This window comes from Pseudomonas sp. URMO17WK12:I7 (assembly GCF_003269045.1).
Classification (GTDB): domain Bacteria; phylum Pseudomonadota; class Gammaproteobacteria; order Pseudomonadales; family Pseudomonadaceae; genus Aquipseudomonas; species Aquipseudomonas putida_J.
On sequence record NZ_QLTL01000013.1, the window covers coordinates 162,498 to 182,347 of the forward strand.

Annotated in this window: 18 protein-coding genes, 1 tRNA gene and 1 pseudogene; 5 read left to right on the top strand and 15 right to left on the bottom strand. The window is 63.4% G+C overall.

Annotated elements, in window-relative coordinates; genetic code table 11:
• Positions 1 to 30 precede the first annotated feature (30 nt).
• Complete coding sequence (locus H040_RS19255) at positions 31 to 1,041, bottom strand: DUF4917 family protein (RefSeq protein ID WP_027917898.1); 1,011 nt, start codon at positions 1,039 to 1,041, stop codon at positions 31 to 33.
• 270 nt (positions 1,042 to 1,311) lie between these two features.
• Here H040_RS19255 and H040_RS19260 point away from each other — a divergent pair.
• A pseudogene (locus tag H040_RS19260) lies at positions 1,312 to 1,683 on the top strand (glycerophosphodiester phosphodiesterase); the annotation flags it as partial.
• Here the strand turns inward: H040_RS19260 and H040_RS19265 are convergent.
• The 6 genes from H040_RS19265 to H040_RS19290 form a co-directional block, all read right to left on the bottom strand.
• A complete protein-coding gene (locus tag H040_RS19265; RefSeq protein WP_027917896.1) occupies positions 1,677 to 3,407 on the bottom strand; it encodes a SulP family inorganic anion transporter in 1,731 nt (576 codons plus the stop codon). The pseudogene H040_RS19260 and the gene H040_RS19265 sit on opposite strands and share 7 nt — an antisense overlap.
• Positions 3,408 to 3,606: 199 nt before the next feature.
• Positions 3,607 to 3,680, bottom strand: a tRNA-Gly gene (locus tag H040_RS19270).
• Between the two features lie 110 nt (positions 3,681 to 3,790).
• A complete protein-coding gene (locus H040_RS19275) occupies positions 3,791 to 4,678 on the bottom strand; it encodes an alpha/beta fold hydrolase (RefSeq protein ID WP_027917895.1) in 888 nt (295 codons plus the stop codon).
• Between the two features lie 334 nt (positions 4,679 to 5,012).
• The gene (locus tag H040_RS19280; RefSeq protein WP_027917894.1) at positions 5,013 to 5,705 is read right to left on the bottom strand and encodes a pseudouridine synthase; all 693 of its coding nucleotides are present in this window, start codon (positions 5,703 to 5,705) and stop codon (positions 5,013 to 5,015) included.
• 61 nt (positions 5,706 to 5,766) lie between these two features.
• A complete protein-coding gene (locus tag H040_RS19285; protein WP_033696056.1) occupies positions 5,767 to 6,006 on the bottom strand; it encodes a cysteine-rich CWC family protein in 240 nt (79 codons plus the stop codon).
• On the bottom strand, positions 5,999 to 7,489 hold the full coding sequence (locus H040_RS19290; RefSeq protein ID WP_027917893.1) for a sensor domain-containing diguanylate cyclase: 1,491 nt from the start codon (positions 7,487 to 7,489) through the stop codon (positions 5,999 to 6,001). The genes H040_RS19285 and H040_RS19290 overlap by 8 nt, the downstream gene beginning before the upstream one ends.
• A gap of 212 nt (positions 7,490 to 7,701) precedes the next feature.
• Here H040_RS19290 and H040_RS19295 point away from each other — a divergent pair, with 212 nt between their 5' ends.
• Positions 7,702 to 8,142, top strand: coding sequence for a hypothetical protein (locus H040_RS19295; protein ID WP_027917892.1), 441 nt, complete (start codon positions 7,702 to 7,704; stop codon positions 8,140 to 8,142).
• 5 nt (positions 8,143 to 8,147) lie between these two features.
• Here the strand turns inward: H040_RS19295 and H040_RS19300 are convergent, their stop codons facing one another.
• A complete protein-coding gene (locus H040_RS19300; RefSeq protein ID WP_027917891.1) occupies positions 8,148 to 9,257 on the bottom strand; it encodes an enoyl-CoA hydratase/isomerase family protein in 1,110 nt (369 codons plus the stop codon).
• A 126-nt stretch (positions 9,258 to 9,383) separates the two neighbouring features.
• Between H040_RS19300 and ung the strand changes: the two genes are divergently transcribed.
• On the top strand, positions 9,384 to 10,076 hold the full coding sequence (gene ung, locus H040_RS19305; RefSeq protein ID WP_027917890.1) for a uracil-DNA glycosylase: 693 nt from the start codon (positions 9,384 to 9,386) through the stop codon (positions 10,074 to 10,076).
• A gap of 26 nt (positions 10,077 to 10,102) precedes the next feature.
• On the opposite strand, the gene H040_RS19310 is transcribed toward ung, so the two are convergent.
• The 5 genes from H040_RS19310 to H040_RS19330 all read right to left on the bottom strand — a co-directional run bounded on the left by H040_RS19310 (position 10,103) and on the right by H040_RS19330 (position 15,593).
• Entirely contained in the window at positions 10,103 to 11,134 is a 1,032-nt protein-coding gene (locus H040_RS19310) for an AbrB family transcriptional regulator (RefSeq protein WP_027917889.1), read from the bottom strand.
• Entirely contained in the window at positions 11,127 to 12,641 is a 1,515-nt protein-coding gene (locus H040_RS19315; protein WP_027917888.1) for a tripartite tricarboxylate transporter permease, read from the bottom strand. Before H040_RS19315 ends, H040_RS19310 begins: the two co-directional genes overlap by 8 nt.
• A 3-nt stretch (positions 12,642 to 12,644) precedes the next feature.
• On the bottom strand, positions 12,645 to 13,103 hold the full coding sequence (locus tag H040_RS19320; protein ID WP_027917887.1) for a tripartite tricarboxylate transporter TctB family protein: 459 nt from the start codon (positions 13,101 to 13,103) through the stop codon (positions 12,645 to 12,647).
• Positions 13,104 to 13,278: 175 nt separating this feature from the next.
• On the bottom strand, positions 13,279 to 14,259 hold the full coding sequence (locus tag H040_RS19325) for a Bug family tripartite tricarboxylate transporter substrate binding protein (RefSeq protein ID WP_027917886.1): 981 nt from the start codon (positions 14,257 to 14,259) through the stop codon (positions 13,279 to 13,281).
• Between the two features lie 44 nt (positions 14,260 to 14,303).
• Complete coding sequence (locus H040_RS19330) at positions 14,304 to 15,593, bottom strand: OprD family porin (RefSeq protein WP_027917885.1); 1,290 nt, start codon at positions 15,591 to 15,593, stop codon at positions 14,304 to 14,306.
• 200 nt (positions 15,594 to 15,793) lie between these two features.
• On the opposite strand from H040_RS19330, the gene H040_RS19335 reads away from it, so the two are divergent.
• Both H040_RS19335 and H040_RS19340 read left to right on the top strand, forming a co-directional pair.
• Positions 15,794 to 16,465, top strand: coding sequence for a response regulator (locus H040_RS19335; protein WP_027917884.1), 672 nt, complete (start codon positions 15,794 to 15,796; stop codon positions 16,463 to 16,465).
• Positions 16,458 to 17,837: a sensor histidine kinase gene (locus H040_RS19340; protein WP_027917883.1), complete on the top strand. Its 1,380-nt coding sequence runs from the start codon at positions 16,458 to 16,460 to the stop codon at positions 17,835 to 17,837. Before H040_RS19335 ends, H040_RS19340 begins: the two co-directional genes overlap by 8 nt.
• Positions 17,838 to 17,961: 124 nt before the next feature.
• On the opposite strand, the gene H040_RS19345 is transcribed toward H040_RS19340, so the two are convergent.
• Together H040_RS19345 and ygfZ are read right to left on the bottom strand one after the other, a co-directional pair.
• Positions 17,962 to 18,768, bottom strand: coding sequence for an HDOD domain-containing protein (locus H040_RS19345; RefSeq protein ID WP_027917882.1), 807 nt, complete (start codon positions 18,766 to 18,768; stop codon positions 17,962 to 17,964).
• A gap of 31 nt (positions 18,769 to 18,799) precedes the next feature.
• Positions 18,800 to 19,741, bottom strand: coding sequence for a CAF17-like 4Fe-4S cluster assembly/insertion protein YgfZ (gene ygfZ / locus H040_RS19350; RefSeq protein WP_027917881.1), 942 nt, complete (start codon positions 19,739 to 19,741; stop codon positions 18,800 to 18,802).
• Positions 19,742 to 19,850: the final 109 nt, after the last annotated feature.

The window sequence follows — 19,850 nt, forward strand, 5'->3', positions numbered from 1 at the left end:
TGAGCGGCTAACGCGTATCGAGCCCGTCATCTAGCGACGCGCTGACGGCACCTCGATCGCCAACCCCTCAAGCCCCAACGGGTGCGTGCTGGCATCGAAGAAGTGCAGTGCCGTGCCCGTCATGTCCCCGAACCGCTCGACAAAATGCTGCTTCTGGTTCAGCACCGACGCTTCGCTCAACGGCCGGATGGCAATCGACAGATGCGCCGGCCGCGCCTGGCGTATGGCTTCGACCAGATGCTGGTCAGTGCTGTCCAGATGCTGCCCGAACAGGCACATGCCTTGGCTTTCCTGTGCCAGTTGCCCCAACCCCCAGGCCAGGTAGTCCGAGTTGCGGATGGCGCGCAGTTTCTCGTCGCTGCGCTCTTCGTTGACGAACAATGGCACCTCACCGGGAATGTTCACGGCAAAGCCGTCCAGCAACTCGGCGCTTTCGGCGCTGCGCTGGCGGGTGCTGCCGTCGGGCAGCTTGAGCAGGTGCAGGCCACCGTGCAGGTGGAGTACGCGGGTGCCTTCGCTACGGGTGCGGCGTACGTCGAAGAAACCTTGCTCGTCGAACAGTGCGGCAAAGCCCTGCGGGTCCTGTTGCAGGGCCCAGGGCAGTATCAGGTCGTAGTTGCTGGTGTAGACAGTGCGGTACTCACGCAGGGCCTGGTTGATCGACGCCAGGGTGGCGGCGGGCATCAGCGGCCAGGGCAGGTGCAGGGTGCGGATGGCGTGGATCAGGCCTTCCTTGATCGAGTAGTAGCGGTTCAACGGCGCGGTGGAGTTGATGGCCAGGGCGGCATTGGCGCGCACTGTGTGGTTGAGGGTGCTCAACACCGGCTCGAACAGCTCGGTTCCCAGCGACTTGAACAGGGCCTGGTCGCTGATCGCCAGGCCTTTCTTGCGCCCGGCGCGCTGGGCCTCTTCGTACAGCGAGAAGTAGCCGAACGGTTTCCACAGCGCGCGACTGGCGCCGTTGCCCAGCAGCAATGCGTTGCAGGGATGGCGCTGGTTGAGGTCTGGCCAAGAGGCGAGGCTGGCGTCGTGAGCTGGCATGTGCGATCCGTTCGGTGGTGCGGGAAACGGCGTGGACTTTAGCATGTCATGCAAGGTGTGCGAGGGTTGCTGTTTACATTGCCGTCTTGTCTTGCCTGCGCCGGCCTCTTCGCGGGTAAACCCGCTCCTACAGGATTACCACTTGCTTCAGGGCGGTGCGGTAGCGGTGGGAGCAACTGCCTTCTTGTGGAAGCTGGCCTTGCCAGCGATGGGGCGCGTAGCGCCCCAAGCCCGACTCTGTCAGGCATCGCAGCGGCATCCGGGCAGGATTTCGCCCAGTCGGGCGAGCAGGACAAAGCCGCTTTCTATGCTCGCCAGCAGCCCAAGGACAGGGAGGCGTTCCTGCGCTGGCTCGACTATGCAAAGCAGGCGGGCGCCATTGGCACGGGCCCGTCAGCCACGCGCATTCACTTGGGTGAGCGGCGTTACAGCGACCTGATCCAGCCGTGGATGAACCAGGCCAATCACGAACGCGGACTGTTGGTTCACGTCTGTACCCTCGATGACAGAGTCGATTTCGACAAGGCCATGAAGTCCGGTGTCGACGGGATATTTACTAGTCGGGCGGGAGAACTGTTGCGTTTCCAGCAGCGACCAGTGAAACGCTCCGAACCCGAACAGCTGGAAGCCTTGGGTTACTGATTATCCTGGCTTGCCAGTGGCTTCTGTTCGGCCACAGGTTCCTTGCGACGCCTGTTCCGCCAGACCCGATAAGCCCGTATCCCCGCCCGCACCGAGCCGAACAGCAATTTGTCTTCCATCTCCCGTGCCATCCCCGAGCGCACCAGCATGCGCAGGAAGGTGCCGCGGGCGCGGGCGATGGCGAAGTGGATACCCTGTGCGCAGAGGGTGTCGCGCACTTCGCGCAGGGCGGCGATGCCGCTGACGTCGATGCTGGTGACCGCTTCCGCATCGAACAGTACCGCCTGGGGCTGGGCCTGGCTCTGTACAGCTTCGAGCAGGCGCATCTTGAAGTAGTCGGCGTTGAAGAACAGGATCGCGTCGTCGAAACGGTACACCACCAGGCCTGGCACGGTGCGAGCGTCCTTGTTCTTGCGGATGTCGACCTGGCCTTCGGTACCCGGCAGCCAGCCGAGCACGGCATCGGTGGGTTGGTAGATGGTGTAGAGCAGGCGCAGGATCGCCAGGGTCACGGCAAACACGATGCCCGGCAGCACGCCCAGACCGAGCACGCCGACCGTGGTCAGCAGGCACAGCCAGAACTCGAAGCGGCTCAGGCGCCTGATGCTGCCCAGCGACTTGATGTCGATCAGGCCCCAGCCGGCCATCAGCAGCACTGCACCCAGCACCGCCTGCGGGATCCACGCCATTGGTGCGGTGAAGAACAACAGAATCAGGGCTATGACCAATGCCGCGATGATGCCGACCAGCTGGCTCTTGCCTCCGACCATGTCATTGACCGCCGTGCGTGAGTCGGCGCCGCTGATGGCAAAGCCCTGGGAAATGCCGGCAGCCAGGTTGCTAACACCCAGGGCGACGAACTCATGGTTGGCGTTGATCGCATAGCCGTGCCGTGCGGCGAAACTGCGGGCGGTAAGCATGGCACTGCAGAAACTCACGGTGGCGATACCCAGGGCATCGCGCAGCAGGCTCTTGGTTTCATCCAGGTTGCTGTGCGGCCAGGCAAGCTTGGGGATGCCGGACGGCACCGGCCCGAGAATGGCGACGCCGAAACGGTCCAGGCCGAGCAGGCCGGCGAGCAGGGTGAAGACTGCTACGGTCACCAGGGCCGCTGGCAGGCGAGGGTAGCGGCGCGGCAGCCAGATCAGCAGCGCCAGCCCGGCCAGGCCAATGGCCAGGGTCAACCAGTGGATCTCGTTCAGGCGCTGGAAGAAATTCACCACGCTGAGGATGAACCCGTCACCCTCGATCTTGAACCCCACCACCTTGGACAGTTGCCCGGCAATCAGGCTAAGGCCGATGCCGTTCAGGTAGCCGATCAGGATCGGGCGCGAGAAGAAGCTGGCGATGAAGCCGGCGCGTGCCAGGCCGGCGACAATCAGCATCACCCCGACCAGCACGGTGACGATCACCGACAGCTCGGCGATGCGATGCGGGTCGCCCATGGCCAGCGGCGCCACGGCACCGGCGATCATCGCGCAGGTTGCTGCATCCGGGCCGACCATCAGCTGGCGCGAGCTGCCGATCAGGGCATAGACCATCATGGGCAGCACGCACGCGTACAGGCCGTATTGCGGCGGCAGGCCGACGATCTGGGCATAGGCGATGGCGATGGGGATCTGGATTGCTGCCACCGAAAGCCCTGCCTGCAGGTCGGCATGGAACCATTCGCGGCGGTAATGCAGCAGGTTGGCAAGGCCGGGGAGCCAGCGGGAGAGAAACATACGCCGTCCTTTCGAAATGTTTCACGATTCATGAAGCATAAGCGCCCCAAGCCGTTTCGCTTGCAAGCGAATTAAAGCGAAAGACGCTGAATGCGGCCATGGCCCCGGTCAATGAAAGGAGCAGAAACGAAAAAAGGAGCCCTGGGCTCCTTTTGACAGCGATGACGTTGCTGGAACGCCATGCGGGGAATGCAATGTGTGGAGCGGGTAGAGGGAATCGAACCCTCAACTAAAGCTTGGGAAGCTTTCGTTTTACCACTAAACTATACCCGCGTCTGTGCTGGACTTTTTACCAGAACCCTCCCTGAAATAGAAGCCCACGTTATAAAAAAGCTTGTCGGCGACCCATAACCTGCGGGTGTGGCTACAGGACGCCGATGCGCTCAGATGGCCAATGCATGCTGCCCCTGGGTGTATGAGTTAGCGCGTTGACGGGACTCGCGCACGGTCGGCTTGAGGAAGCCAAGCATGACGTTGCGGGTGTCTTCACAGGCTGACTTGTTTTCCATGTCGAGGAAGTGGCCAGCGTCGCGGATCACGCTGAACTGGCTGTTGCCTACGTGCTTGCCGAACTCACGTGCATCTTCGACAGTGGTGTATTCGTCGCGTTCGCCGTTGATGAACAGCACCGGAATATCGATGTTGCGCGCACCATTCAATGCCCGTTGCAAGTCACGCTGCAGCACTTCGTTGATGTGGAAGTGCATCTGCGCATACTCGTGGCTGTCCAGGCTGCTGACATGACGGTAGTTGAAGCGCTTGAACAGTGATGGCAAGTGCTTGCCGATGGTGTCGTTGACCAGGTTGCCGACCTGGTAGCGATCGCAGGCGGCCAGGTACTGGCAGCCACGCTCCAGGTAGTCGCGCATCGGCTCGTTGATCACCGGCGAGAACGAACTGACCACTGCCTTCTTCACCTGCCGCGGCTGGTGCGCCAGCGCCAGCAAGGTGCAGGCACCGCCCCAGGAGAAGGACATGACGTGGTCGCACTGGAAGCGCTCGATCAGCTCGAGGAGGATATGCGCCTCGTCTTCCTTGCTGATGAGCCGTTCCTGACGGTTGTGCGGCTTGGACTTGCCGGCATACGGCTGGTCGTACAGCACAACGTTGAATTGCGGGTGCAGGTTACGCACCGTCTGGGCGAACGAGGCCGTGGTGGCCAGCGAACCATTGATCAGGATGATCGTCTTCTCGGCCGCATCCGCGCGATAGAACTCCGTGTAAACCCGATACTGACCTTGGATATCAAGTACAGCGATTTCTGGCCTCATGTCATCGACTCCTGGCGCAAAAAGGGTAATCGCGTCACCTAGGGTGCACGTTCTTTATGACAGGTAGGCATTTGCCTGGAATAAATCGGGGGGCCCTGTGTCGATCCTTCGCACACGTGTCGACGATATTGTTCTGGCGGGCAAATTGCCGTGCCCCAACGCATCAAGGCTTTGGGTGGCCGGCAAAAAGTGTCATGATCTGCGGGCGTGACTGGCTGGTCACTCGCGGACTGACGAGTTAGGAGTCAAGCAGCGGGTCGGAGATCCCGCAAGTGCCGTTTGCGCAAATTTGTGACTTGGGGCGCTCAGCGGTCGTATGCCTGTATCACGGCATTCACACCGAGGCGATTTCTTCTGCCGTCAGGTCCCTGAATTCCCCGGGTTGCAGGCATGGATCGAGGCTGATCGAACCCATGCTTTCGCGATGCAGGGCGACCACCTTGTTGTCGAAATGGCCGAACATGCGTTTGACCTGGTGATAGCGCCCTTCGACGATTGCCAGCCGCGCCTGATGCGGGCCGAGGATGTCGAGCCGGGCGGGCTGGGTGGTCAGGTCTTCGAAGGCGAAATAAAAGCCTTCGTGGAACTTGGCGACATAGTGCGCGCCGATCTCGTCTTCGGTTTCCACAAGGTAGTGCTTGGGCAACTTGGTGGTCGGCTGGGTCAGGCGCCGCGACCACTGGCCGTCGTTGGTGAGGATCATCAGGCCAGTGGTATTGAAGTCCAGGCGCCCGGCGATGTGCAGGTCGTCGCGCAATGCGCCTGGCAGCAAGTCGAGCACGGTGCGGTGCTGCGGGTCTTGCGTGGCACTGACGCAACCGGTGGGTTTGTGCAGCATCAGGTAGCGGGCGGGGCGGCCAACCTGCAGCAGTTGATCGTCGACTTCGACGCGGCTGAACTCTCGAACCTCTGCTTTAGGGTCGTTGACCACTTCGCCGTTAAGGCGCACACGGCGCTGCACCAGCAGCAGTCGCACTTGCTGACGGTTGTAGCACGGCAGGTTGGCGAGGAAACGATCGAGGCGCATGGCAGAGAGCAAGCAGAAAGGGGAGGCAGTTTAGCGGTTTTTCACCTTAGCGAGTTGCCGGCTACTTCGCGGGCAAGCCCCCGTCCACAGTATGCTGCTCTGCAGCTAAAAGCTGGTCTTGCACAGCCGCGCAGCGCGGGCACAGGCACGCCTTGTTGCGCAGTTCGGCAGGCAGGGCCTGGAGCACGGCGGGGTCGATGTTCACGCTGTAGCACCAACAGGCCAGGGTGGCACTGCGTGGGTCGGCCAGGCTGCACTGGTTGAGGGCGCCACAGGCGGGGCAGTGCTGGGTGTCATTCATGTTCGGGTCCGGGTGTTTCACTGCAGACGCGGTTGCGGCCGGCCTGCTTGGCACGATAGAGCGCACGGTCGGCGCGGGTCAGCAGGGCGTGCAGGGTGTCGCCAGGCTGCAGGGCGCTGAGGCCGATACTGGTGGTCAGGCGCAAAGGTTGATCTTCGTAGTTGAAGGTCAGTTGCTCGGTGCGACGGCGGATCTTTTCCGCCACTTCGATGGCCTGCCGACCTTCGGCTTCACGCAGCAGCACGATGAACTCCTCACCGCCCCAGCGGCAGAGTATATCCGACTGCCGCAGGCTGCCCTCCAGCACGTTGGCGAACTGGCGCAGCACTTCGTCGCCTGCCAGATGGCCATGGGTATCGTTGAGCACCTTGAAATGATCGAGGTCGATCAGCAAGGCGACCAGTGCTGCGCAATCGCGCTGAGCCTCCTGCAGAGCCTGGGCGGCCAGCAGGTCGAAGCTGCGCCGGTTGGGCAGGCCGGTAAGGCTGTCGAGGGTCGCCAGCGCCTCGGTGCTGGCCTGGTGGCGCCTGAGCATGCCATTTAACAGTGACAGCACCACCAGGGTGATCATCGCGCAGATCGCCAGGTTCAGGTACAGCGAGTGACGGATGCGGTCGAGGGCGCCGGTCTCGCGTTTGTCGACCAGCAGGTACCAGCCCAGTTCCGGCAGTTGCCGCACGTTGAGGAAGTGGCTGTGGCCTTGGCCGTCCTTGTACTCATGGCTGCCCTCGGTCGGGGTCGGGCGCTGCGCCAGCAAATCGCTGAGGTCGGTATTGTCGGTCAAAGGCTGGCCGACCTTCAGGCCGTGGGGGCCACCCTCCGATCCGGTCAGAATGACCTTGCCCTTGGCGTCGGTGAAGAACACCGAGCGCTGGTAGCGGCGCTGATAGGTGTCGATCAGCTTGATCACCGCGTCCACGCTGAGGCCAACCCCGGCGGCGCCGATGAAGCGCTGCTGGAAGTCCAGCACCCGGTAGTTGATGAACACCGTCAGGCTGTCCTGGTTGGCCATGTCCAGGTCGACGTTGATCTCATACGGCGCTTTCATCTCGCGCAGCCGGAAGTACCAGGCATCACGCCAGGTGTTCGGTACCACGCGTTTGAGCACGCCCTTGGCCTGGTAGTAGGTGAGGCTGCGGTCGGAGACGAAAAATGATGTGAATGTGTCCTGCTTGCCCATCACCTCGCCGAGGAAGCGGGTGATGCGTTGGGTGTCCTGTTCACCCGCCAGCACCCAGTCGCGCAGAAAGGTGTCCTGGGCCATCATCGAGGCGATCAGCACCGGGCGGATCAGGTCTTTCTGGATCTCCGAATAGACGGTGTCGGAGGTCAGCGGCAGTTCGGTATTGACGATGCCGTCACGGATCGTACTGCGCGAGGCGAAGTAGCTGATCAGCGATGTGGCAAGGAAGCCGCAGGCCAGCAACAGCAGCAGGGCAAGGATCAGCGAGCGCTGTGAAAACAGGGCGGAGCGTGAAGGCATGATCTTCCCGTGATGTGTGCCAAGGCGCTCATTCTAGTGAGATGACAGGCAAATGACTGCATCTTTTTCAGGGTTATTTCGACCTGTATCAATTTATTGCTGAAATGGCACTGCACCTCGGCGCAGTTGTCTTATTCATTGTCGATGAACACTTTTTCGTCGACGCTCGCCAGCGCCGCTGTTCGGGCACCTTAGCGGTCCAGGAGGCCGCCATGTCCTATCGAATTCTGTTGATCGCCCTGTTGGGTCTGATGACGTCCGCCTGCGCCCCCTACTACGAGGGGGGCGGTTATTCCCGTTCTGAATACTATTCGACCGACCGCTACGTTACGCCGGGCTACTACGGCTATGACCGCTACTATGTGACGCCGCAGCCGCGTTACTACTACCAGCCGGCGCCTCGTTACTACCGCCCGGCACCCGCACCTTACTACCGGCCCAATCCACAGCCGGGCATGAACCAGTGGCACGGCAACCCGCGTTACGACTATGGCAATCGTCAGCGCAATAACTATGGTCGTGACCGCGACCGCAATGACTATCGCAATGGCAGCCAGCGCTACCAGCATGATCGCTGGCACTCCAACAACCGCGGGGACAACGACCGTCGGCCGGACGGTCGGCGCGGAGGGGACCACAACTGGCAGCACTGAAGGCGTCATGACTCCAGGTCGGCCAACGGATGCCGGCCTTCCCACACCTTGGCGAAATGCGCCTCGACCACGGCTGCTGGCACTTGCGCCACATCCGGCCAGTGCCAGCGCGGCTGGTTGTCTTTGTCCAGCAGGCGGGCGCGTACACCTTCACTGAATTCAGGGTGCCGGCAGCAATTGAGGCTCATGCTGTATTCCATCTGGAACACCTGGGCCAGTGACAAGTGCCGGGCACGCCGGATCTGCTCCCAGACCAGGTGCGCTGTCAGCGGGCAACCTTCATGCAGGCGTTGGCCAGCTGCGGCCAGCAGTGGATCAGCGTGATGCTTGAGGCCTTCAAGTGCCCGCCAGGCCGCAGCCGGGTCGGCCACATCAAGCAGTTGGTCGATCACCTGGCGCCGCGGCAACCACTGCGCTGTAGGCAGCTCGGCCCAGGCGCGATGCTGTTCGGCCTTGAGCAGGCTGTTCAACTGCAGGTTGGTCTGTTCCTGCCAGTTCAGTTGCAACAGCTCTTCGATCAACGCCTCTTGCTGTTCTTCCCCGAAAAACCGATCCGCCAAGTCCAGGTCAAGTGCATCACGGGCATTGATCGGTGCCCCGGTCAGCCCGAGGAACAAGCCGAGCTTGCCGGGCAGGCGTGCGAGAAACCAGCTGGCGCCCACGTCCGGATAAAGGCCGATGCTGATTTCCGGCATGGCCAGGCGGCTACTTGGCGTGACGATGCGTACCCCGGCGCCTTGCAGCAGCCCCATGCCGCCGCCCAGCACATGCCCATGGCCCCAGCACAGCAACGGCTTGGGGTAGGTGTGCAAGAGGTAATCGAGGCGGTATTCGGCAGCAAAGAAGGTGGCGGCCAGCGGTGGCACGTTGCCAGGGTGGGCAAGGCAGGCCTGGGCCAGTGCCCGCACATCGCCGCCGGCGCAGAAGGCCTTGGCACCGTTGCCGCGCAACAGTACGCAGACCACCCCTGGGTCTCTGGCCCAGCTGTGCAGGTGTTCGCCGAGCACTTCGATCATCGGCAGGTTGAGGGCATTGAGCGCCTTGGGGGCATCGAGCGTGGCGATGCCGATTCGGGCGCCATCGACGCCGGTGAGTACCTCGCAATGAATGGTCATGGACTACCTCGCGCAAGTCATCCCCCAAGTATGGCCCGCATGGCCGATCATGCCGGTCGTCGGTCGGATCGATTGACAAGGGCAGGTGGCTTACCTAGTGTCGCGCCATTGTTTACGGATGGCCCCATGACTGAAGACGATCGCATCAAACTCGAACCCGGCTGGAAGGCTGCATTGCGCGCCGAGTTCGACCAGCCTTACATGCATCAGTTGCGTGAGTTCCTGCGCCAGGAGTACGCGGCCGGGAAGGAAATCTACCCGCCGGGGCCGCTGATCTTCAATGCGCTCAATTCCACACCGCTGGAGCAGGTCAAGGTGGTGATCCTCGGCCAGGACCCGTACCACGGCCCGGGCCAGGCCCATGGCCTTTGCTTCTCGGTGCAGCCAGGCGTGCCGACGCCACCGTCGCTGGTCAATATCTACAAAGAGTTGCAGCGCGACCTCAACATCCCGATCGCCAGCCACGGTTACCTGCAAAGCTGGGCCGAGCAGGGCGTGCTGCTGCTCAACACGACCATGACGGTCGAGCGCGCCAATGCCGCTTCACATGCGAAGAAGGGGTGGGAGTTCTTTACCGACCGGATCATCCAGGTGGTCAGCGAGCAGTGCCCGAACGTGGTGTTCCTGCTGTGGGGGGCGCACGCCCAGAGCAAGCAGAAGCTGATCGATGGTACCAAGCACCTGGTGCTCAAGTCGGTGCACCCGTCGCCGCTGTCGGCGTATCGCGGGTTCCTGGGTTGCGGGCACTTCAGCCGCACCAACAGCTTCCTCGAACAGCGTGGCATGGCGCCCATCAACTGGGCATTGCCACCACTGTGAGACCGGTAGGGGCTGCCTGGCAGCCCCTATTCCTGAGCCTTGGCCCAATACCTGAACAATGGCTCCGCCAGAAACAGCACCAGGATCAACCGCACCACTTGCAGTGCCGTCACCAGTGGCACCGACAGTTGAAGGGTTTCGGCCGTAAGGCTCATCTCGGCGATGCCGCCAGGCATCATCCCCAGCGTCAGCGAACGCAGGTCCAGCTCGGTCATCACGCTCAACCCCCACGCAGCACTGCCGGCAATCGCCATGCACAGCGCCGTGGCCAGCAGCGTGCGCCCGAGAAATGACGGCGCGCGGCGGAAGAACGCGCGGTTGAAATGGCAGGCCAGGCCGCTGCCGATCAGCCATTGGCCGATCTGGCTGGCACCGTTGGGCAAGGTGATTTGCAGGTGGCCTGCCAGGCTCACCGAGGCGGCCACCAGCAACGGCCCGAACAGCCAAGGATTAGGCTGGCGCAAGCGCTGCCAGATTAACCCCACTGCCACACCCAGCGGCACGATCAGTGCCAGCCAGCTCCAGCTGACGCTGCCATTGTGATTCAGCGGTACCCCGTCACCGAGCAGGAACTTGAACATTGCCGGTACGCACAGCACCACGGCCAGCACGCGCAGGCTCTGCGCTGCGGCCACCTGGCTGAGTACCGCGCCGTTGCGTGCGCCAAGGTTGACCATCTCGCCCGAGCCACCGGGCATGCTGGCGAAGAATGCCGTGGCACGGTCTTCACCGGTGCGTCGCAGCAGCCACACACCGATCACGCTGGAAAGCGTGGTGAACAGCGCGCCGAAGCAGATCAGCGCGAAGTGGCTGGCAACCTGCTCGATCACCGCCGGGGTGAAGTGCAGGCCGATACCGATACCGATGATGCATTGCCCGCATTTGCGGCCATTGGGTATTTCCGACAGCTGCCAGGGCGTCAGGCAGCGCACCATGATGATCGACAGCAACGCGCCGACCATCCAGGGCAAAGGCCAGCCGACCTTGCTGGCGGCGAAACCGCCAGCAAGGCCGACCAGCCCGGTCGCGACAAACAGTGGCAGTGGCCGATCAGGCATCGGCCATGGCCCGACGCTGCAGGCTGCGCTTGCGCCAGATACGCAGCAGCGGCAGGGTCAGCATGCAGAACACCAGCACCCACACGCCCATGCTGATCGGGCTCGACCAGAGGATGCCCAGTTCACCGTTGGAAATCGACAGCGCCCGGCGCAGGTTCTGCTCCATCAGCCCGCCGAGGATGAAGCCGAGCAGGATTGGCGACAGTGGGAAGTCCAGCTTGCGCAGGATGTAACCCATGATGCCGATGCCGACCATCAGGAACAGGTCGAAGGTGGTGGCATGCACGGCGTAGACACCGATCGCGGTGATGATCGCGATCACCGGCACCAGCGCCCAGTTCGGTACGGCCAGGATGCGGGTGAAGATGCGGATCATCGGGATGTTCAGGATCACCAGCATGATGTTGGCGATGAACAGCGAGGCGATCAGGCCCCAGACGATGTCTGGCTGCTGTTCGAACAGCAGTGGGCCCGGGGTGATGTTGTACAGGGTCAGCGCGCCGATCATCACCGCCGTGGTGCCCGAACCGGGTACGCCAAGCGTCAGCATCGGCACCAGGGCGCCACAGCAGGAAGCACCGATGGCGGTTTCCGGGGCCGCCAGGCCGCGGGCGTCACCTTTGCCGAACTTACCCTTTTCGCCGGCGATGCGCTTTTCGGTCATGTAGGCCACGGCGCTGGCCAGGGTCGCGCCGGCACCTGGCAGTACGCCCATGATGAAGCCCAGCAGGCCGCAGCGAATGTTGACCACGAATACCGACGCTGCTTCCTTGAGGTTGAACAGCATGCGCCCGGTGGCCTTGACCGCTTCGTGGCCATGGTGGGTTTTCTCCAGCAACAGCAGGATTTCGCTGACAGAGAACAGGCCCAGTACCAGCACCACGAACTGGATGCCATCGGCCAGGTGCACGCTATCGCCGGTGAAGCGGTACACGCCGCTGTTGGCATCGATACCGACAGCCGACAGGAACAGGCCGATCAATGCGGCGATGAAGGTTTTAAGTGGCTTGTCACCGGCCATGCCGCCGAGGGCGACGATGGCGAACACCATCAGCACGAAGTATTCCGCCGGGCCGAAGGCAATCGCCCATTTCGCCAGCAGCGGAGCGAACAGCACCATGCCGCAGGTGGCGATGAACGCGCCGATGAACGAGCTCCACGCCGACAGCGACAGGGCCACGCCGGCCAGGCCCTGGCGGGCCATCGGGTAACCGTCGAGGGTGGTCATCACGGTCGAGGCTTCGCCCGGGATGTTCAGCAGGATCGAGCTGATCCGGCCGCCGTATTCGCAGCCCAGGTACACCGCAGCCAGCAGGATCAGCGCCGACTCCGGCGGCAGGCCGAGGGCGAAGGCGATCGGAATCAGCAGGGCCACGCCGTTGATCGGGCCCAGGCCCGGCAGCAGGCCGACCACGGTGCCGATCAGCGTGCCCGACAGGGCAGTGACCAGGTTGTAAGGGGACAGGGCGACGCCGAAGCCCTGGCCCAGGTAGCTCAAGGTATCCATGTGTCAGTTCTCCAGTACGCTCAGCAGGCCAAGGGGCAGGGGTACGTCCATGACGCGGTCGAACAGCCAGTAGAGCAGCACGCTCATGCCCACCACCACGAGGGTGCTGTGCCGCCAGCGGCCGCCATACAGACGGGCCATGGGGATGCCGACCAGGATGGCGCTGAGAATGAACCCCAAGGCTTCGAATGTGCCGGCGAAGACGATCAGCAGGCCGACGCAAGCGGCGATCTTGATCAAGCTTTCGCGGTCGAGCTCCGGCTCGTCGTCCTTGCGCACGATGGGCGTGGGGCGGATGGCCAGGTACAGCAGGCCCAGGCTCATCAGGCCGAGCATCAGCAACGGGTAGGCACGCGGCCCCACCGGTTCGTAGGAAAATGCGGCCTGATAGGGCCAGGCCATCACGGCCAGGGCGGCGCACACCGCCAGCAGGGCCAGGGCGAAGATGCGTTGCAGGATCATGAAGGAATCCTCGTTGTATACGGCACGACGCGGACCCTTTGTAGGAGCGGCCTTGTGTCGCGAAAGGGGCGCGCAGCGGCCCAGGATTTCAGTCGCGCTGCACATGTTGCCGGGGCTGCTGCGCAGCCCTTTCGCGACACAAGGCCGCTCCTACAAAGAGCGATTGGCTAGGGGCTTACTGAATCAGGCCGAATTCCTTGGCCAGTGCCTTGTAGTCAGCCACCTGCTTCTTCACATAGCCGTCCAGCTCCGCGCCGGTCATGGCGAACGGGAACAGCTCGCGCTGGTCACGCAGCTTGGCGAAGTCTTCCGAGGCCAGCATCTTGTCGAACGATTCTTTCCACCAGGCGTAGTCTTCGTCGCTCACCTTCGGCCCGAGGTAGAAACCGCGCACCACCGGCCAGACGATGTCGTAGCCCTGCTCCTTGGCGGTGGGGATGTCTTTCATTTCCGGCTCGTCCAGGCGGTTCGGCGAGAACACCGCGAGGATGCGCATGTTGCCGCTCTGGATGTGCGGCATGGAGTCGGAGATGTCGGTGGAACCGACCTGGATGTGCCCGCCCAGCAACGCGGTGGCGATCTCGCCGCCGCCTTCCAGGGCCACGTAGCGCAGGTCACGCGGGTTGATGCCGGCGGCCTTGGCGATCAGCGCGGTCTGCATCCAGTCCTGGCTGCCGACGGTGCCGCCGGAGCCGATCACGACTTTGCTCGGGTCCTTCTTCAGTGCCGCGACCAGGTCGTCGAGGGTCTTGTAGGGCGAGTCACTCTTCACCGCGATGGCGCCGTAGCTGGTGCCGACCGCAGCCAGCCACTTCACCGCGTTCTCGTCGAAGCGGCCGAACTTGCCTTGGGCCAGGTTCAGCAGCGAACCGCTGGACCAGGCTACCAGGGTGCCGGCATCGGCCGGACGCTGGGCGACCACGGCGTTGTACGCCACGGCGCCGACACCGCCTGGCATGTAGGTCACGCGCATCGGCTTGCTGAGGATCTTCTCCTGCACCAGGGCGCTTTGCACCAGTTTGCAGGTCAGGTCGAAGCCACCGCCGGGCGAGGCGGGGGCGATGCATTCAGGGCGTTTCGGTTCGGCAGCGAGGGCGTTGCCGGCCAGCAGCAGGCAGCCGGTGGCGAGGACGAGGCGGCGCAGTGAAAAGGTCATCGAATGTCTCCGTGAGCGTTGTTGTTATGGGTTACCGCATTGGGTTACCACAGCGCGACGCTGTAGCTCACCAGCAACCGCACTTCGTCCGCGTCGCGGGCGAAGTTGGAGCGGAAGGTGGCGTTGCGCAGGCGCACGGCGACGTTCTTCAACGGGCCGCTTTGTACCACGTACTTCAGTTCGGTGTTGCGTTCCCACTCCTTGCCCTCGCCACCGGCGGCGCGGCTGACGTTGTCGCCATTGATGTAGCGGGTCATGAAGGTCAGGCCGGGGACGCCGAGGGCGGCGAAGTTGTAGTCGTAGCGTGCTTGCCACGAGCGTTCGTCGGCTCCGGCGAAGTCGTTGATCTGGACGAAGTTGACCAGGTACGGGTCGGCGCCATCGATGTAGGGGAATGCACTGTCGCCCGACAGTTGCTGCCAGGCGGCGCTGACCTTGTGCCCGCCCAGGCTGTAGCTGAGCATCGTGTTGAAGGTGGTGTTGTCGATCCGCCCGGCCTTGGCCGCGCCGGCATCGTCGCTGATCGCAAGGCGCACGTCGGCGCCGAAGGTGCCCGGGCCCCACGGTTGGGTGGCGAGCATGCCGATGAAGTGCTGGCGGTAGATGTCGTCGAGCTGGGCGAAGTGGTAGCTGCCGGTGATGCGGTCGGTGAACGTGTAGTCCAGGCCGGCCAGGTCGAGGTTGTCGGCGCTGAAGGTGCCACCGAAGCGGCCGTTCTTGTTGTTGAGGGCCAGGTCTTCCCAGTTGGTGTCGTTACGGTCCTTGGCCTTGTCCAGGCGCCCGCCGTTGAAGGTAAGGCCCTTGATTTCCTGGGAGGTCAGCAGGCCGCCCTCGAAGGTTTGCGGCAGGATGCGGCCGTCGTTGGGCTGCAAGGTCGGAAGTTCTGGGATCAGGGTGCCGATCTTCAGTTCGGTCTTCGACACTTTCACCTTGCCGGTCAGGCCGAGCTTGGAATACTCGTCGGCGGCCTTGCCGTCATCGTGCGTCGGCAGCAGGCCGGTGTCGGTGCGGTCGGGGCTGGAGTCGAGCTTGATGCCCAGCATGCCCAGCGCATCCAGGCCGAAACCCACCGGGCCATCGGTGTAGCCGGACTCGAAGTTGAGCATGAAACCCTGGGCCCATTCGTCGCGCTTGGATTGTTGCGCACTGGTGCCGTCGCGGAAGTCGCGGTTGAAGTACATGTTGCGGGTTTCGAAGGTGGCCGTGCTGTCTTCGAAGAAGGCGGCCTGGCTCAGCGGGGCAACACCGGCAAGTGCAAGGGCGCAGGCGATGGCAGAAGGGCGTGCGGACAGGGAACGGCGAGGCGCGAACGCCTGAGGCTGCGATGACAGCATCGGGATGACTCCGTTTTTTTGTTCTTATTCGTTGCACCTTGCTGGTGCTTTTTTCGGCGCGTGGAGCGACCGTGGTGCGATGCTAGGAAATGAACCTTTCGCTAACCTTTCAGCGAGAAAGGTTTGTTACAAGGGGCTTCACAGGCTTGATGACGGCGGTACACTCCGCGCCACCGCCCCACCCGAGCAGGGAGAATCCGATGCGTGTGCTGCTGGTCGAAGACCATCTGCAACTGGCCGAAAGCGTGGCCCAGGCCCTGAAAAGCCAAGGGCTGACCGTAGATGTGTTGCATGACGGCGTGGCTGCCGACCTGGCCCTGGCCAGCGAGGAATATGCCGTCGCCGTGCTCGATGTGGGCCTGCCGCGCATGGACGGCTTCGAGGTGCTGGCGCGCCTGCGCGGCCGGGGCAAGACCCTGCCGGTGCTGATGCTCACGGCACGCAGCGATGTGAAGGACCGCGTGCATGGCCTGAACCTTGGCGCCGACGATTATCTGGCCAAGCCTTTCGAGCTCACCGAACTGGAAGCACGGGTAAAGGCCCTGCTCAGGCGCAGCGTGCTCGGTGGCGAACGCCAGCAGCGTTGCGGGCCGCTGGTCTACGACCTGGACACCCGTCGCTTCAGTCTCGGCGAGAACAACCTGACCCTGACCTCGCGCGAACAGAGCGTGCTCGAGGCCTTGATCGCCCGCCCCGGTCGGGTGATGAGCAAGGAACAGCTGGCCGCCCAGGTTTTCGGCCTGGATGAAGAAGCCAGCCCCGACGCCATCGAAATCTACATCCACCGCTTGCGCAAGAAGCTCGATGCCTATCCGGTCGCCATCGTCACTTTCCGCGGCCTGGGTTACCTGCTCGAGCACCGTGATGCGTGATAACGGCAGCTTGCGCGGGCGGCTGCTGGGCAACCTGGCGCTGTTGCTGGTGGTGTTGATGCTGGCCAGCGGCCTGAGTGCCTACTGGAATGGTCGCGAAGCCGCCGATACCGCCTACGACCGCACCTTGCTGGCTTCGGCGCGGACCATCGCCGCCGGGCTGTCGCAGCGGGATGGCAGCCTCAGTGCCGATGTGCCCTACGTGGCGCTGGACACCTTCGCCTACGACAGCGCCGGGCGTATCTACTACCAGGTGCTGGACATCAATCAGAAGCTGATTTCCGGCTACGAGCACCTGCCACCACCGCCCCCCGGCACACCGCGCACCGACGACTATCCGGCACTGGCGCGCTTCTACGACGCCACCTACCTCGGCCAGGATGTGCGTGTGGTCAGCCTGCTGAAGGCAGTGAGCGAGCCGAACATGAACGGCATGGCGGAAATCCGCGTGGCCGAGACCGAAGAGGCGCGGGTGCGCATGGCCCGCGGGCTGATGGCCGACACCTTGCTGCGCCTGGGCATGCTGGCGCTGGGCGCGCTGGTGATGGTGTGGTTTGCGGTGAGCGCGGCGTTGCGCCCGCTGGAGCGCCTGCGCACGGCGGTTGAGGAGCGTCAGCCGGATGATTTGCGGGCGCTGCCCGTGGTGCAGGTGCAGCGCGAGCTGAGCCCACTGGTGCGTGCCTTGAACCACTTCACCGAGCGTTTGCGCGGGCAGTTCGAGCGCCAGGCGCAGTTCATCGCCGAGGCTGCCCACGAACTGCGCACGCCGCTGGCGGCGCTGAAGGCGCGGGTCGAGCTGGGGTTGCGATCGCAGCAGCCTGAAGAGTGGCGGCAGACTCTGGAGTCGGCCGCACAGGGTACCGACCGCCTGACGCATCTGGCCAATCAGTTGTTGTCGCTGGCGCGGGTTGAAAACGGTGCCCGGGCGATTGCCGAAGGCGGTGCCCAGCGCCTGGACCTGAGCCAGCTGGCCCGTGAACTGGGCATGGCCATGGCGCCGTTGGCGTACAACCGGGGCGTAGCCTTGGCGCTGGAGGCCGAGGCGCCAGTGTGGTTGAAAGGCGAGCCGACGTTGCTAAACGAGCTGCTCAGCAACCTGGTGGACAATGCGCTGGCGCACACTCCGGCGGGCGGCAACGTGATTCTGCGGGTGTTGGCGCCGGCGGTGCTGGAGGTCGAAGACGATGGACCCGGGATTCCCGAAGATGAGCGCGAACGTGTGTTCGAGCGTTTCTATCGGCGGGGAGTGCAGGGCAGCGGGCTGGGCTTGGCCATTGTCGGTGAGATCTGCAGGGCGCACCTGGCGCAGATCAGCCTGCATGATGGTGAAAAGGGCGGGTTGAAGGTGAGGGTGAGTTTCATCGCCGACTGATCTTTATCCTGCACGGGCCTCTTCGCGGGTAAACCCGCTCCCACAGAGACACCGCAGGCCATAGGCGTGCGCTGTACCTGTGGGAGCGGTTTACCCGCGAAGAGGCCCGTGCAGGCAGCAAAAGTCAGCGCAACATGCTCCGAGCTTCCAGCAACTCGGCAATCTCCAGTTCCGTCCCGTACGGCAATCCAAGGTGCCGATAGGCCGGCAGTGCCGGCAAGGGTCGGCTGCGCCCGCGCTGGCTAAGGCACTTGGCGATCTGTACCACATCGATGTAATCGACCTTGTCGGTGCGCCGGTCCAGGTCTTGCACCTGGCTTGGCAGGTTGACCAATTGCTCGGGAAACTCCCACGAAGACAGAATCTTGTCTCCCAGCACCGGCTGGATCTGCTCGATCACATAGTGCAGGCAGACCGGGTCGGAAAGCAGCTCGTTGTGCTCTTCGGCGTAGATCAGCACCGGCAGCGCGCCGATCTGGTTGACCAGCCCGCCGAGGGTCGCCTGGTCAGGTTTCAGCTGCGTGAAGCGGCGGCACAGTTCATAACTGATACCTGCCACTTCAAGGCTGTTCGACCAGATATCCCGTAGCTTCTGCTCAACCGCAGACGAGCGGGCATGGAAGATCTGTTCGATCACCAGGCCGATGGCCAGGTTGCAGCTGTAGTTGATGCCCAGGCGCGTGATGGCCGTGTGCAAGTCGGTGACTTCGACCGCTGCGCGCAACAGCGGGCTGTTGACCACCTTGATCAGGCGCGCCGACAGGGCAGCGTCGCGCCCGATCACCTTGCTCAGAGCGGCAACGCTGATTTCACTGTCTTCAGCCGCCTCGCGAATGCTCAGGGCAACCTCGGGCAGGGTTGGCAGGACCAGGTCATCGTTGTCGATGGCAGCCAGCAACTGCGCTTGAACCATCTCGGCCAGCTTGTTCATGAACGTCTCAACGGCAAGGGTGGTGCACTGTTCAGCGCTGGATTTCCCGGTCGCGGTCCAGCTCGTACGGCAGGGTCAGTACCTGCAGGCGCGGGCCTTCCAGGCTGCCCAGGTGCAGGTTGTCGTCCTCTACCGATTCAGCGCTCAGCACTGCCAGCAGCTCGCAACCCTGGCCGGTGCTCGCGGCGATTACCACCTCGCCAACCGACGAGCCGTGGGTCGGCGAGAAGATTTCCGTACCGGGTGCCGGAATACCCTGCTGCTCGAGCGCCAGGCGGTACTGGCGGCGCTTGAGCTTGCCCAGGTACTGCATGCGCGCGACGATTTCCTGGCCGGTGTAGCAGCCCTTCTTGAAGCTCACGCCATCGACAGCCTGCAGGTTGATCATCTGCGGGATGAACAGCTCACGGGTCGGGCCCATGACCTGGCCGATACCGGCGCGCACCTGCCCAAGCATCCAGTCGTTGAGGTTGCCTTCCGGCAACGTGGCTGCCAGCTGTTGGCGAACGCTGCCGGCCTGATCTGCCGGTACCCAGAGCTCCACGCGGCCTGCGCTGACGGCAATGGCGATCAGGCCATCATGGCGTACGGTGCTCCCTGCTGCAGCCGGAACCTCCAGCCCCAATGCCTGCCGCGCGGCGGCGCCACCTTGCAGGCCGAAGCGTGCCCAGGCCTCGCTCTCGTCAGTGAGCGTGGCCTTGGAAAACACGGCGTACTTCTTCAGGTCGGCCAGTTGCAGCTCCAGCAGCTCGCTGGCCATGGCCAGCAGGTAGCCATTGCCCTCGGGCAGGATGCGGAAGCTGGACTGCATGCGCCCCTTGACCATGCAGCGGGCGCCGAGGCTGGCGTGCTCGGGGCTGAGGTAGTTGATGTTGCAGGTCAGCTGGCCCTGCAGGAACTTGCCGGCGTCGGAGCCGCGGACGGCGAGGATGCCCTCGTGGGACAGGGGGCTGAAGAAAGCGGAATCGGCCATGGGTCATCGCGGTGGCTAAAGACTGGCGGCCATCATAGAACGCCAGTAACAAAATAGGTAGGTGACTAGACCAACGCCCTGTGCCGCTTCGTTCACTGCGCGGTATACT

Excerpts from the sequence above, each read along its gene's own strand:
- H040_RS19340 (WP_027917883.1), top strand. The coding sequence starts at position 16,458 with ATGCGTGATAACGGCAGCTTGCGCGGGCGGCTGCTGGGCAACCTGGCG.
- H040_RS19325 (WP_027917886.1), bottom strand. The coding sequence starts at position 14,259 with ATGACCTTTTCACTGCGCCGCCTCGTCCTCGCCACCGGCTGCCTGCTG.
- ygfZ (WP_027917881.1), bottom strand. The coding sequence starts at position 19,741 with ATGGCCGATTCCGCTTTCTTCAGCCCCCTGTCCCACGAGGGCATCCTC.
- H040_RS19310 (WP_027917889.1), bottom strand. The coding sequence starts at position 11,134 with ATGCCTGATCGGCCACTGCCACTGTTTGTCGCGACCGGGCTGGTCGGC.
- H040_RS19290 (WP_027917893.1), bottom strand. The coding sequence starts at position 7,489 with ATGCCTTCACGCTCCGCCCTGTTTTCACAGCGCTCGCTGATCCTTGCC.
- H040_RS19295 (WP_027917892.1), top strand. The coding sequence starts at position 7,702 with ATGTCCTATCGAATTCTGTTGATCGCCCTGTTGGGTCTGATGACGTCC.
- H040_RS19300 (WP_027917891.1), bottom strand. The coding sequence starts at position 9,257 with ATGACCATTCATTGCGAGGTACTCACCGGCGTCGATGGCGCCCGAATC.
- H040_RS19330 (WP_027917885.1), bottom strand. The coding sequence starts at position 15,593 with ATGCTGTCATCGCAGCCTCAGGCGTTCGCGCCTCGCCGTTCCCTGTCC.
- H040_RS19315 (WP_027917888.1), bottom strand. The coding sequence starts at position 12,641 with ATGGATACCTTGAGCTACCTGGGCCAGGGCTTCGGCGTCGCCCTGTCC.
- ung (WP_027917890.1), top strand. The coding sequence starts at position 9,384 with ATGACTGAAGACGATCGCATCAAACTCGAACCCGGCTGGAAGGCTGCA.
- H040_RS19255 (WP_027917898.1), bottom strand. The coding sequence starts at position 1,041 with ATGCCAGCTCACGACGCCAGCCTCGCCTCTTGGCCAGACCTCAACCAG.
- H040_RS19275 (WP_027917895.1), bottom strand. The coding sequence starts at position 4,678 with ATGAGGCCAGAAATCGCTGTACTTGATATCCAAGGTCAGTATCGGGTT.
- H040_RS19335 (WP_027917884.1), top strand. The coding sequence starts at position 15,794 with ATGCGTGTGCTGCTGGTCGAAGACCATCTGCAACTGGCCGAAAGCGTG.
- H040_RS19345 (WP_027917882.1), bottom strand. The coding sequence starts at position 18,768 with ATGAACAAGCTGGCCGAGATGGTTCAAGCGCAGTTGCTGGCTGCCATC.
- H040_RS19280 (WP_027917894.1), bottom strand. The coding sequence starts at position 5,705 with ATGCGCCTCGATCGTTTCCTCGCCAACCTGCCGTGCTACAACCGTCAG.
- H040_RS19285 (WP_033696056.1), bottom strand. The coding sequence starts at position 6,006 with ATGAATGACACCCAGCACTGCCCCGCCTGTGGCGCCCTCAACCAGTGC.
- H040_RS19265 (WP_027917896.1), bottom strand. The coding sequence starts at position 3,407 with ATGTTTCTCTCCCGCTGGCTCCCCGGCCTTGCCAACCTGCTGCATTAC.
- H040_RS19320 (WP_027917887.1), bottom strand. The coding sequence starts at position 13,103 with ATGATCCTGCAACGCATCTTCGCCCTGGCCCTGCTGGCGGTGTGCGCC.